General features: G+C 60.9%; 12 protein-coding genes and 1 tRNA gene. 1 reads left to right on the top strand and 12 read right to left on the bottom strand.

Annotated elements, in window-relative coordinates:
* Window position 1 precedes the first annotated feature (1 nt).
* The 5 genes from RGCCGE502_RS01075 to RGCCGE502_RS01095 all read right to left on the bottom strand — a co-directional run bounded on the left by RGCCGE502_RS01075 (window position 2) and on the right by RGCCGE502_RS01095 (window position 5,246).
* Window positions 2–973, bottom strand: a complete 972-nt coding sequence (locus tag RGCCGE502_RS01075; RefSeq protein ID WP_016552312.1) for an ABC transporter permease — start codon at window positions 971–973, stop codon at window positions 2–4.
* A 12-nt stretch (window positions 974–985) separates the two neighbouring features.
* The gene (locus RGCCGE502_RS01080; protein WP_016552313.1) at window positions 986–2,089 is read right to left on the bottom strand and encodes an ABC transporter permease; all 1,104 of its coding nucleotides are present in this window, start codon (window positions 2,087–2,089) and stop codon (window positions 986–988) included.
* 7 nt (window positions 2,090–2,096) lie between these two features.
* Window positions 2,097–3,608: an ABC transporter ATP-binding protein gene (locus tag RGCCGE502_RS01085; RefSeq protein WP_016552314.1), complete on the bottom strand. Its 1,512-nt coding sequence runs from the start codon at window positions 3,606–3,608 to the stop codon at window positions 2,097–2,099.
* Window positions 3,609–3,676: 68 nt separating this feature from the next.
* A complete protein-coding gene (locus RGCCGE502_RS01090) occupies window positions 3,677–4,669 on the bottom strand; it encodes a BMP family lipoprotein (protein ID WP_016552315.1) in 993 nt (330 codons plus the stop codon).
* Between the two features lie 259 nt (window positions 4,670–4,928).
* Window positions 4,929–5,246, bottom strand: coding sequence for a hypothetical protein (locus tag RGCCGE502_RS01095; RefSeq protein WP_016552316.1), 318 nt, complete (start codon window positions 5,244–5,246; stop codon window positions 4,929–4,931).
* A gap of 229 nt (window positions 5,247–5,475) precedes the next feature.
* Between RGCCGE502_RS01095 and RGCCGE502_RS01100 the strand changes: the two genes are divergently transcribed.
* Window positions 5,476–5,565 (top strand) — tRNA-Ser (locus RGCCGE502_RS01100).
* 514 nt (window positions 5,566–6,079) lie between these two features.
* On the opposite strand, the gene msrA is transcribed toward RGCCGE502_RS01100, so the two are convergent.
* The 7 genes from msrA to RGCCGE502_RS01135 all read right to left on the bottom strand — a co-directional run.
* On the bottom strand, window positions 6,080–6,601 hold the full coding sequence (gene msrA / locus RGCCGE502_RS01105) for a peptide-methionine (S)-S-oxide reductase MsrA (protein WP_016552317.1): 522 nt from the start codon (window positions 6,599–6,601) through the stop codon (window positions 6,080–6,082).
* 391 nt (window positions 6,602–6,992) lie between these two features.
* A complete protein-coding gene (gene pncB, locus RGCCGE502_RS01110; protein ID WP_016552318.1) occupies window positions 6,993–8,297 on the bottom strand; it encodes a nicotinate phosphoribosyltransferase in 1,305 nt (434 codons plus the stop codon).
* 171 nt (window positions 8,298–8,468) lie between these two features.
* On the bottom strand, window positions 8,469–8,819 hold the full coding sequence (locus RGCCGE502_RS01115; protein WP_016552319.1) for a hypothetical protein: 351 nt from the start codon (window positions 8,817–8,819) through the stop codon (window positions 8,469–8,471).
* 90 nt (window positions 8,820–8,909) lie between these two features.
* Window positions 8,910–9,869 carry a 2-hydroxyacid dehydrogenase gene (locus RGCCGE502_RS01120; protein ID WP_016552320.1) on the bottom strand — a complete coding sequence of 320 codons (960 nt, stop codon included), beginning with the start codon at window positions 9,867–9,869 and terminating at the stop codon, window positions 8,910–8,912.
* An 8-nt stretch (window positions 9,870–9,877) separates the two neighbouring features.
* Window positions 9,878–11,515, bottom strand: a complete 1,638-nt coding sequence (locus RGCCGE502_RS01125; protein ID WP_016552321.1) for an ABC transporter ATP-binding protein — start codon at window positions 11,513–11,515, stop codon at window positions 9,878–9,880.
* Window positions 11,512–12,660, bottom strand: coding sequence for an ABC transporter permease (locus RGCCGE502_RS01130; RefSeq protein ID WP_016552322.1), 1,149 nt, complete (start codon window positions 12,658–12,660; stop codon window positions 11,512–11,514). Before RGCCGE502_RS01130 ends, RGCCGE502_RS01125 begins: the two co-directional genes overlap by 4 nt.
* Window positions 12,660–13,092 (bottom strand): ABC transporter permease subunit (locus RGCCGE502_RS01135; protein ID WP_016552323.1); only part of this gene is annotated, 433 nt, incomplete at its 5' end. The genes RGCCGE502_RS01135 and RGCCGE502_RS01130, both read right to left, overlap by 1 nt.

Raw genomic sequence — 13,092 nt, forward strand, 5'->3', positions numbered from 1 at the left:
CTCAACGTTCCTTCGTATAGGGGACACCACCCGCCTTGGGCGGGATTGCCACGCCGATGAAGCCGGCGAGCAGGACACAGGTCAGGATATAAGGCAGCGCCTGGAAGATCTGCACCGGCACTTCGCCGATCAGCGGCACCTGCTTGCCCTGCATGAAGTTGGCCAGCGCATCGAGAAAGCCGAAGAGCAGGCAGGCGAACATGACGGGCACCGGCTTCCATTTGGCAAAGACCAGCGCCGCAAGCGCGATGTAGCCCTTGCCGGCCGACATATCCTTGATGAAAGCCGCCGATTGCGCGATCGCGAGATAGGTCCCGGAGAAGCCGCATAGGATGCCGGCGCACATGACCGCGCGATAGCGCAGCCAGCTCACCGAAATGCCCGCCGTATCGACAGCGCCCGGATTCTCGCCGACGGCGCGCAGCCGCAGGCCGAAGCGTGTGCGATAAAGGATCCACCAGGAAAGCGGCACCGCGACGAAGGCAAGATAGGTCAGGATGTTGTTGCCCGAGATCACGTTGGCATAGAGCGGGCCGATGATCGGAACTTCACGGACGGCATCGGCACCCGGCAGCGTGATCGGCACAAAGCGAGCCTCGGGAAGCAGCTGCGGCGTGCGGCCGCCCTGGCCGAACCAAGCGCCGCCGAGAACGATCGTGATACCGGCGACGAAGAAGTTGATCGCAACGCCCGAGATGATCTGATTGCCGCGATTGGTGATCGAGGCGAAGCCGTGCACGAGGCTGAGCGCCACGGAGCAGATGATGCCGGCACCGAGGCCGAGCCATGCCGAGCCCGTCAGGTAAGCGACGCAGGCTGCCGCAAACGCCGAGCCGAGCATCTTGCCCTCGAGGCCGATATCGAAGATGCCGGCACGTTCCGAGAAGAGACCGGCCAGCGCCGTGAAGATCAGCGGGATCGACAGGCGGATCGTGGAGCTCAGGACGCTGATGAAGATGTCATAATAATCCATCGTCCGTTCCCCTCACGCGGCCTTGAACTGTTGGTAGACGCGAACCATCGCGGGGCGGAACATGTATTCGAGCGCGCCGGCAAAGAGGATCACGAGACCCTGAATGACAAGGATCATTTCGCGGGTGATGTTGGGCATCTCGAAGGAGATCCAGTCACCACCCTGGTAGAGGATGCCGAACAGGATCGCGGAGAAGATGATCCCGACCGGATGATTTCTCCCCATCAGCGACACGGCAATGCCGACGAAGCCGGCACCGCCGACGAACTCCACCTGCAGACGGGCGGACGATCCCATGACCGGGTTCAGCGCCATCATGCCGGCAAGCGCACCGGACAGCAGCATCGCAATCATGACGATACGGGCGTATGGAATGCCGGCGTAGGCCGCGGCGCTCTGGCTGACGCCGAGCGTGCGCATCTCAAAGCCGAGCTTGGTGCGCCAGATCAGCAGCCAGACGAAATAGGCGGCAACGAGAGCGATGAGGAACGAGACGTTGAACGGCGCGGCGCCAAGCTTGGCGCCGAACAGGTTCATCAGCCAGCCAAGCTTCGGCAACTGGCCGCCTTCAAGGAAGGTGCGGGTTTCCGGCGCCATTTTGCCAGGCACGATCAGCACATGCACCAGCAGGTAGACCATCAGCGCCGCGCCGATATAGTTGAACATGATGGTGGTGATGACGATGTGGCTGCCGCGCTTTGCTTGCAGGAAAGCGGGAATGAAGGCCCAGGCAGCGCCAAACAGGCCAGCCCCGACGACCGCCACCGGCATGGTCACATACCATGGGACATAGTGGTCTAGCGCCAGCGCTACCAGCGCGCAGCCGAGACCGCCGAGATAGGCCTGACCTTCCGAGCCGATATTGAACAGGCCGGCATGAATGGCGACGGCAACGGAGAGGCCGGTGAAGATGAAGCTCGTCGCGTAATAAAGCGTAAAACCGATACCTTCGCCGCTGCCGAGCGCGCCTTCGATCAGCAGCGACAGAGCCGCAAGTGGGCTCTCTCCGATCAGCCAGACGACAAAGCCGGAGATCAGGAAGGCAACGAGCAGGTTCAACAGCGGGATGAGGCCGTAGTTGATCCAATTTGGAAGTGGAACGGAAGCAGTGCTCATCAAGGCCTCACGCGGCAATGCCGGCCATCATCAGGCCGAGGGTCTGTTCACCGGCATCGGGCGTCTTCTCACCGACCACGTGGCCGGCGAACATGACAAGGATACGGTCTGAAAGGGCGCGGATTTCGTCGAGTTCGACGGAGACGAGCAGGATCGCCTTGCCCGCGTCGCGCATCTCGATGATCCGGCGGTGAATGAACTCGATGGCGCCGATATCGACGCCGCGGGTCGGCTGACCGATGATCAGTGCCGTCGGATCGCGCTCGATTTCGCGCGCCACGACGATTTTCTGCTGGTTGCCGCCGGAGAAGTTAGCGGTCTTCAGCCGCGGGTTCGGCGGACGAATGTCGTATTTCTCGATCTTCTCCATGGCGTCCTTGCGGATCGCGTCGAGGTCGAGCAGTGGGCCGTTGTTGTAGGCGGGATTGCGGTGGTAGCCGAGGACGGAATTTTCGTATTCCTCGAACTTCAGTACCAGCCCCATGTGATGCCGGTCTTCCGGAATGTGGGCGAGACCGAGTTCTCGCAGCCGCGCCGGATCGGCCTTGTCGATCGGCTGGCCGTCGAGGAAAATCTCGCCGGAATGCGGCTTTCGGATGCCGGCAATTGCTTCTAGCAGTTCGGATTGCCCATTGCCGGCAACGCCGGCAATGCCGACGATCTCGCCAGCGCGGACATCGAAGGACACGTTGTCGACCATGGTGACGCCGCGATTGTCCCTAACGGTCAGGTTACGAGCCGACAGGATCACCTTGCCGGGATTGGCTTCGCCCTTCTGCACGCGCAGCAGGACGCGGCGACCCACCATCAGTTCGGCCAGCTCCTCGACCGTCGTCTCGGATGTTTTGCGGGTCGCAACCATCTCGCCACGGCGCATGACTGAAACGGTGTCGGTGATCGCCATGATCTCGCGCAGCTTGTGAGTGATCAGAATGACGGTCTTGCCCTGGTCGCGCAGGACGCGAAGGATCTTGAAAAGGTGGTCCGCTTCGGCAGGCGTCAGCACGCCGGTCGGCTCGTCGAGGATCAGGATCTCGGCGCCGCGGTACATGGCTTTGAGGATCTCGACGCGCTGCTGCAGCCCGACCGGAAGCTCTTCGATAAGCGCATCGGGATTCACTTCGAGGCCGTAGTCCTTCTCAAGGCGGCGCAGCTCGGCGCGCGCGGAAGAAACGCCTTTAGCGAGCAGGGCGCCGCCCTCGGCGCCGAGCATGATGTTCTCGAGCACCGTGAAATTGTCGACCAGCATGAAGTGCTGGTGCACCATCCCGATGCCGGTCGCGATCGCGGCCTGGCTGTCCTTGATGGTGACGGGATTGCCGTTGACGCGGATTTCACCGCTGTCGGCATGGTAGAAGCCATAGATGATCGACATCAGGGTCGATTTGCCGGCACCGTTTTCGCCGATGATGCCGTGAATCGTGCCCTTGGCAACGGCAAGATTGATGTCCTTGTTGGCGTGAACGGCACCGAATTTCTTGTCGATGCCCACAAGTTCGATAGCGGGCGTGTCTGTCACAGCAGGCTCCAAATACGAAAAGGGCGTATGGCGAAACAAGTTCGCCATACGCCCGTCTCAGTCACGGATCACTTCGGGCAAGCATTGTCCGAGGTATAGTCGTGAACCTTGATGGTCCCCGCGATGATGCCTTCCTTGGCCTTGTCGAGCGCAGCCTGCATGTCAGGCGTGATCAGCGCCTTGTTGTTGTCGTCCATGGCGGCTGCAACGCCGTCTTCCTTGACGCCGAGCGCGAGCACGCCGGCCGTGAACTTGTCAGCCTTGACGTCGCTGAAGCCGTTGTAGACGGCAAGGTCGACGCGCTTGACCATCGAGGTCAGGACGGAGCCGGGGTGCAGGTGGTTCTGGTTGCTGTCGACGCCGATCGAAAGCTTCTTGTTGTCGGCTGCTGTCTGCAGGACGCCGAGGCCGGTCGCACCGGCTGCCGCGTAGATGACATCAGCGCCCTGGTCGATCTGGTTCTTGGTGAGTTCGCCACCACGGACCGGGTCATTCCAGGCAGCGCCGGTCGTACCGGTCATGTTCTGGAACACTTCGACATCGGCCTTGACCGAGCGGGCGCCCTGCTCATAACCGCATTCGAACTTGCGGATCAGCGGAATGTCCATGCCGCCGACGAAGCCAACCTTGCCGGTCTTCGAAGCGAGGCCGGCCAGCGTGCCGACGAGGAAGGAGCCTTCTTCTTCCTTGTAGACGACAGAACGGACGTTCGGCTTGTCGACGACGGCGTCAACGATGACGAACTTCGTGTCGGGGAATTCGGCTGCGACCTTCTCGATGGCCGAAGTCCAGGCGAAGGACACGGCGATAACCGGGTTGAAGCCGCGGCTCGCGAAGTTACGGATGGCCTGCTCGCCCTGGGTGTCGCCGGTCGGCTCGAAGTCGCGATAAGCGATCCCGGTTTCCTTCTTGAACTTTTCAGCGCCGTTGTAGGCTGCTTCGTTAAAGGACTTATCGAACTTCCCGCCGGTGCCGTACACGAGCGCCGGCTTGACGTCGGCGGCGAGCGCCGTCGTGGACATGGCAGCCACGGCCAGGAGAGTCAGAAGGGATTTTTTCATGAGTTGCAGCCCTATTGTTTCTAATTGTTTGGGTCCTCCCGCAAGCCGTTTAGGCATGTCTGCGGAACCACCGACCTCCCCCCGGAGGCCTGGCTGCGCGCATCCTTGCATGGCTCAAAAAAAAATTCACGAGAAATTTTTCGACTGGTAAAGATTTGCCGCAATTGCCAAAAATCAGCTCAGGCGGGCTGAATTTTGTACAAAATCATCGTCGGGTTGCGATTTTTCTCGGCATTTTTGGCTTCGCCAAGACCGCTTGTCATGCCGCAAAGCGGCCAGCCACCGGGGGCTTCTTGTAGCCCACCATCCACAACATCAGGGACAGCACCAGGAACACGGCAAAGGCCGGCTGGAGCATCAGCCATTGGAAGGCAAGCGTGTAGAAGCGCGGATGGATGTAATAGGCGACGGTGGATTGCAGGGTTTCCAGCGACGAGGGGCTGAGGTCCTGCCATGCGTCACCCATGGGAGTGATGACTACCGACGAGGCGGCAACGGACTGAATGGAATCAATCGTACCGGCGATGACGGCGACGGCCAGCGCAACGAGACTTGCCAAACGCAAAAGGAAACGCATCAAACTCTCCGGCGATCAAACATGCCAGGTATTTTCCCGGCCAGCCGCGTCATTCGTCAACCTCTACAAAAGATAGTTATGGAGGGGTGGAGCTGCAATGGAGGGCCTGAGCGCACTTTTACCGCAAGAAGTCAAAAAACTGTTAGATTTGGGTTGATCGACAAAAATTCATCGGTATATATCGCGGCCGTTCCGACGATTTGCATCCGCCGCGATGCAGACCGCCAAAGGACAGGTGGCCGAGTGGTTGAAGGCGCACGCCTGGAACGCGTGTGTACGTGAAAGCGTACCGAGGGTTCGAATCCCTCTCTGTCCGCCATTTGGCTTTCCGAGGATTGCGTCATTTCAGCTGTTTAGCGGCAAGCTTGCGCCTAGCGCCCGTGTTTCAGCCCGCATTTCTGGTCGATTGTCTGAGCCAGCCTTTCGCGAGTACTGACGCTGTACCTCGCAAAGCAACGATGTAGGGTGAAGTGACGGCCGCCTTCAGATGAGCCGCGAGAAGGAAAAAGGTCGGAACGATATCGTACCGACCTTCCTCAATCCGCCTCGACGATGGCTGCCAGTACCTCCGTGGTCAGCCTATCGAAGGCGAATTCCGTAAGTCGAATGTAGCGCTTTGGGAAAGGAACTCAAGCACCCCTTATGGACGATGCGGCTGTGACGTATACCAACCGTGACCGGCGATTGTTGGTACGAACCGGATCATTCGCTGCGGAGGCGGCGTTGGCGGCTGTTGTCCCCAGCCATTCGCCTGAAACCAAGAGGCCCTGCTCCAACAGCAAGGCCTCTTCTCAGTACGCGTTCGAACGCCACGCGGGCAAGCTAGCGCGCTGTTATCCGGCGGCGGCCGTGCTGCGGGGCCGTTTCGGCAGTTTCCAACCAGGCCGCACGAAGTGGCAGGTGTAGCCATTAGGAATGCGTTCCAGATAATCCTGATGCTCAGGCTCCGCTTCCCAGAAGTCGCCGACCGGAACAACTTCGGTGACAACCTTTCCGGGCCACAGGCCGGAGGCATCGACGTCGGCAATGGTGTCCTCGGCGGTCGCTTGCTGAGCGTCGTCGGCGTAGAAGATCGCCGATCGGTAGCTGGCGCCGATATCGTTACCTTGCCGGTTCATTGTCGTCGGATCATGGATCTGGAAGAAGAACTCGAGGATGTCCCGGTAGCTGGTCTTTGCCGGATCGAACAGGATCTCGATCGCCTCGGCGTGGTTGCCATGATTCCGGTAGGTCGCATTGGCGACCTCGCCACCGGTATAGCCCACGCGAGTGGATACCACGCCAGGGAGCCGCCTGATGAGGTCCTGCATGCCCCAGAAGCAACCGCCCGCCAGTACCGCACGCTCTACAGTCATTGGAAACGTCCTTTCCAGTCAAACGATGGGCACAGACATCTGCGACCATTTCTTGCGCCATAGATGGGGATTGACGCCCCATTTTGCCAGACCGCGTTTTGCTGTCTGCTTTTCAGGGCTAGCGGCTCAAGCTACCGCTTCATGTAGGAGCAGACATAGGGAGCCTTGGCGGCGGCATAACTTCGCTCGACGACATCCTGCCCCGCGGAGATTTGAAGAGTGAGCCTATCGGCTGATGGCGGGTTCTCGAACGGCCAGGAAATGTGCGCAGCAGATTGGGTCCTGCGGTTCAACCAATGCAACACCGGGTAGCAAGTCGGATCGGATGTCGAACCGTCCTCCGCTGTAAAATATGTCCCAGGGATCCGCGCGGAAGACTCGGGCTTAGCGCCTACACAAGTACCGCCTGATCGACGCGATCCTCCGTACCGAAGAACTTCAGATAGCGTTGAACCTCCGCCGGGTCACCGGTTGCCTTCTGCGGATTGTCCGATAGTTTCACTGCCGGGCGGCCGTTGGCGTCAATGACCTTGCAGACGATTGAGATGGGATTGAGACCGGAGATCTCGGTCGGCGCGCAGCCGGCGAAGTCGTTGGTGAGGTTGGTGCCCCAGCCGAAACTCATCCGCACCTTGCCTTCGAAGTGCTTGTAGGTGTGGATGATCGCGTCGACATCGAGGCCGTCCGAGAAAATAAGCAGCTTCTGGCGCGGATCACGGCCCATCTTTTTCCACCATTCGATGATCTTCTCACCGCCTTCGACGGGCGGTGCGCTGTCAGGTCGGAAGCCCGTCCAATCGGCGACCCATTCGGGCGCGTCGCGCAGGAACGCTGCCGTTCCGAACGCATCCGGCAACACGATCAGCAGGTTGCCGCCATAGAGCTTGTTCCAGTCCCTCAGCACCTTGTAGGGCGCGTTGTGCAATTCCTTGTCGGTCTGGGCAAGGGCCGCGGCCACCATCGGCAGCTCGTGGGCGTTCGTGCCGACGGCTTCGAGATCTGAATCCATGGCGAGCAGCACGTTGCTGGTACCGGTGAAGGCAGGCCCGATGCCTTCCTTCAAGGCTTCGACGCACCAGCGCTGCCAAAGGAAGCTGTGGCGGCGGCGCGTGCCGAAGTCGGAGATCCGCAGGCCAGGCAATTCGCGCAGCCGCTCCACCTTTTCCCACATACGCGCTTTCGCGCGGGCATAAAGCACATCGAGCGTAAACGGTCCAAGCGCCTTCATGGCGGAGCGCGACCGCAGCTCGTTGATGATGGCGAGCGCCGGGATTTCCCACATGGTCGTGTCCTTCCACGATCCATGGAAGTCGAGCACGTACTGCCCGTCGCGTTTCGACAGTTCGTATTCCGGCAGCTGGAAATGCGAGAGCCAGGCAAGAAATTCAGGCTCGAAAATCTGCGCGCGGCCGTAGAAGCTGTTACCAGCGAGCCAGATCGTTTCCTTCTTGGAGAGACGCAGGGTGCGGGCATGATCGAGCTGCTCGCGCAGTTCGCCCTCGTCGATCTCTTCGGCCAAAAGCACGCGCTTGGTGCGGTTTATGAGCGTGAAGGTGGCGTTGACCTCAGGGTAGAGCTTCCAAATCATCTGCAGCATCAGCAGCTTATAGAAGTCCGTGTCGATCAGGCTGCGAACAATCGGATCGAGCTTCCAGGCGTGATTGTAGACGCGCCGTGCGATATCAGTCTTGGCCATGTACTCCGCCCATTCCCAGCCGGGGAAGGTGCGCCGACCGGCGCACGAAAACCGGTTCGTGTGCTTTTCTTATCGAAAAATCAGCCGGTAAAGTCCAGCGCAAACAGAAAGGCTTCCCGCCGGCGGTCCGACAGGAAGCTTGGTAGTGTGACCGCCTTGACCCGCCCGTTCCTATTGTGCAGGAGGCTTGGGCGTTGCCGGCGCCGTGTTCGACGCCGGCGGCTGAGTCGGTGTCTCGGTCGGCACCGCATTGCCGCTCTGCAGCGAAGGCGATGGTGTCGGTGCTGACTGCTGCGACTGGATCTGCTGTCCCGGCTGCTGGGGCGCGACGTCCGCTGACTCTTTCTTGCCCCAGATTTCGACGGGAATCCATACGATGAAGGCAAGCACCAGCGCGACGATCAAGACCATGAGAATCCGGGTTCCCGTCCGGCCCTGTTTTGCCTTCACAGGTGAAATCGTCTCCTCGACATGAAGCTTGCCGTCCGCTTCTTCCCAGCGCGTTTCGGTCTGCTGAGCCATGCTTGCCTCCTTCCGATGTCGCGCAAGCCGTCATCGGCTCGCCACCTCACCTCGGAGAAAAACGAACGGAAAGCAGCATGGTTCCGGCGCTTAGTAGCCCCTCTGCCGATCGACGACGAATTGCAGCGGCTCGCCGTCCTCGTAGCGGGCGATCTGGCGCTCGACGTGGCGGAAGAGTGCTGTCTCATCGGAAACTGCCGCATCGTGCGGCGTGATGAACACGTTTTCCAGCCCCCAGAGCGGATCGTCGGAGGCAAGCGGCTCGACCGCGAAGACATCGATCGACGCGCCGCCGAGCACGCCGCCCTTAACCGCGGCGACGATGTCGGCCTGCACCTGGCTCTTTCCGCGGCCGGCATTGATGAACACCGGTTTGCCGAGCGCGCCGCCCTGCCTCAGCTTCGAAAACAGCGCCGCATTGTAGAAGCCTGTGGTCTCCGGTGTCAGCGGCAGCAGACCCACGAGGAAATCGGTCTTGGAGAGGAATTCATCCAGCTGGCTGGAATCGTAAGTCTCGACGCCGTCGATCTCCTTGCGGCTGCGCGACCAGCCGATGACGTTGAAGCCCATGACCTTCAGCTTGTACGCCGCATCCTGCCCAAGCACGCCGAGGCCCATGATGCCGACGCTGATTTCGGCGGCCTCAGGCGGAACCAGCTTGCCCCAGATGCGCGCGCGTTGATCCTTATCGTGCTGATGCTGCTGGCGGAGATGCATGAGGCACTGCATCACCACCCATTCGCTCATTCGCGTCGTCAGGCTGCGGTCGGAAAAGCGAACGATGGGGACGTCAGGCAAGCCCGGCAGGTTCATGAAGCTGTCGACGCCGGCGCCACCGGAGAAGATGACCTTCAGATTGGGGGCGCGCGTGAAGAGGTCCGCGTCCGGCTTCCAGAGCAGCGCATAGTCGATACCGGTCAGATCGCGATGCTTGTTGACGGGATCTGCGAGATTGATGCTGCCGCGATCCGCAAAGGCCGTTTTCAGGATGCGGGCAACGGTTTCGGGGTCGAACTTCAGGTCGACGAGAATGGGTGGTTTTGCGGGCATGATCGTCTTTACTGTTGGACGGTGGGCGTCGGGACCGCCTCGATGTTGAAGGCGGCAGCCATCAGCGCCTTGGTATAGTCGTCCTTCGGCGCGCCGAAGATATCGGCCGACGATCCCTGCTCGACGACCTTGCCGAAGCGCATGACGATGACGTCGTTTGCCAGTGCTTTCACCACCTTCAGGTCGTGGCTGATGAAGAGGTAGGCGAGATCGTGCTTCTTCTGCAGATCGCGCAGGAGATCGACGACCTGCGCCTGAACGCTCATGTCGAGCGCCGATGTCGGCTCGTCCAGCATCACGAAGCGCGGTTTCAACACCATGGCGCGGGCAATGGCGATGCGCTGGCGCTGCCCGCCCGAGAATTCGTGCGGATACCGCCAGCGGGTCAGCGGATCGAGCCCGACTTCCTCCAGCGCCCAGCAGACTCGCTGGTCGCGCTCTTCGTAGGAGAGCGAGCGCTCATGCACCTTGAGCCCCTCGGCGATAATGTCGCCAACCGACATGCGCGGGCTGAGCGAGCCGTAGGGATCCTGGAACACCACCTGCAACTGATTGCGAAGCGGCCGCATCTCCGTAAATGAATAGCTGGCTATATCCTTGCCGACAAAGCTGATCCGGCCCTGCGAGGAAATCAGTCGTGTCAGCGCGAGGCCAAGCGTCGTCTTGCCGGAACCGGATTCGCCGACGACGCCGAGCGTCTGGCCGGCGCGCAGCTGCAGATCGATGCCGTCGACGGCCTTCACATGATCGACCACCTTGCGCATCAGCCCGGCCTTGATCGGGAACCAGACGCGGATATCCGATCCCTGCATCACCACAGGCTTTGAAGAATCGGCAACCGGCGGTTCGCCGCGCGGCTCGGAGGCCAGGAGATGCCGGGTATAATCGTGCTTCGGATTGCGGAAGACCTCTTCCACCGTGCCGGTCTCGACGATCTTGCCCTTGGTCATCACGCAGACCCGATCGGCAAACTTGCGGACGATGCCGAGGTCGTGGGTGATGAACAGCATGGACATGCCATGCTGGCCCTTCAGCTGCCGCAGCAGTTCGAGGATCTGCGCCTGCACGGTCACGTCGAGCGCGGTCGTCGGCTCGTCGGCGATCAAAAGCTCCGGCCGGTTGGCCAGCGCCATGGCGATCATTACGCGTTGCCGCTGGCCGCCTGACAGTTCGTGCGGATAGGCCTTCAGCCGCTTCTCCGGCTCGCGAATGCCCACCTGGTTCAGCAGTTCGAGGATACGCTTGCGCGCCGCCTGTCCCGTCACGCCCTGATGCAGCTCGAGAATCTCGGCGATCTGCTTCTCGATCGTGTGCAGCGGGTTGAGCGAGGTCATCGGCTCTTGAAAGATCATCGTGATGTCGTTGCCGCGCACCTCGCGCAACGCCTTGTCGGATGCCTTCAGGAGGTCCTTGCCCTTGAACAGGATTTCGCCGGAGGGGTGGCTTGCGGAGGGGTAGGGGAGCAGCCGCAGGATCGAGTTGGCGGAGACCGACTTGCCCGAACCGGACTCGCCGACCAGCGCCACGACCTCGCCCTTGCGGATATCGAAGGAGACGCGATCGACAGCCAGCGATGTTTCGTCACCCTGGTGGAATGCCACCGAGAGATCGCGTACGGACAGCAGTGTTTCAGCAGCGTCACTCATTGAAACGTCTTCCTGGGATCGAATGCATCACGAACCGCCTCGCCGATGAAGATCAATAGCGACAGCATGATCGACATGGTGAAGAACGCGGTCAGACCGAGCCACGGCGCCTGCAGATTGGCCTTGCCCTGCGCGATCATCTCGCCGAGCGAAGGCGAGCCCGGCGGCATGCCGAAGCCGAGGAAGTCGAGCGACGTCAGCGTGGTGATCGAGCCCGACAGGATGAACGGCAGGAAGGTCAGCGTCGCCACCATCGCGTTCGGCAGCAGGTGCCGCCACATGATCGTGCGGTTCCCGACGCCGAGCGCCCGCGCTGCCCTGACATATTCGAAATTGCGCGCCCGCAAGAACTCGGCGCGCACCACGCCGACGAAACCGACCCAGGAAAACAGCAGCATGATCCCGAGCAGCACGAAGAAGCCGGGCGGCAGGATGGCCGCGATGATCAAGAGGATGTAGAGCACCGGCATCGACGCCCAGATCTCGATGAAGCGCTGCAGCAAGAGGTCCGTCCAGCCGCCGAAATAGCCCTGGATCGCGCCGGCGGTGACGCCGATGACGGCCGAGCAGATTGTCAGCACGAGGCCGAAGAGCACGGAAATACGGAAGCCGTAGATGACGCGGGCAAGCACGTCACGCGCCTGATCGTCGGTGCCGAGCCAATTAAGGTTGCCAAAGTTGCAGCCGGGGTCGGCCGCTCCCTGCGGATATCCGGAGCAACGCTCCTCCTTGCTCATCAGCCAGAAGGGCGCGGTCGGCGCCGAATGCGGGATATTCGAGTTGACCGAACGATAAGAGTAGCGGATCGGCGGCCAGATCATCCAGCCATTGGCGTTGATCTCGTCCGAGATCACGTCGGAGCGGTAGTCGGTCTCGGCGAGGAACCCGCCGAACTTCTCTTCCGGATAATTGACCAGCACAGGAAAGAGTATCTCGCCCTTGTAGGACGCGACGATCGGCCGGTCGTTGGCGATGAACTCGGCAAACAGGCTGAGCACGAACAGCACGAGGAACAGCCAGAGCGACCAGTAGCCACGCCGGTTGGCCTTGAAATTCTTCCAGCGTCTGATGTTGGTCGGCGAAAGCAGGCCCTTACGCGGCGGCTTGACCGGCGTGGCGGTCGTTGGATTGGCGGCGGTGTCCATCAGACGTCCCTCCGCTCGAAGTCGATGCGCGGATCGATCCAAGTGTAGATCAGGTCGGAGATCAGGCTGACGAACAGGCCGAGCAGCGAGAAGATGTAGAGCGTCGCGAACACGATGGGGTAGTCGCGGTTGACCACCGAGAGATAGCCGAGCCGCCCCAGCCCATCGAGCGAGAAGATGTTCTCGATTAGTAGCGAGCCGGTGAAGAAGGCGGAGATGAAGGCGCCGGGAAAGCCAGCGATGATGATCAGCATGGCGTTGCGGAAGACGTGGCCGTAGAGCACCTTCCGCTCGTTCAGGCCCTTGGCCCGCGCAGTCACCACATACTGCTTTTTGATCTCCTCGATGAAGGAATTCTTCGTCAGCAGTGTCGTCGTCGCGAAGGCGGCAAGCGAAAGCGAGATCAGCGGCAGCGTCAGGTGCCAGAAGTAA

The sequence above is a fragment of the Rhizobium grahamii CCGE 502 genome (assembly GCF_000298315.2).
GTDB lineage: Bacteria > Pseudomonadota > Alphaproteobacteria > Rhizobiales > Rhizobiaceae > Rhizobium > Rhizobium grahamii.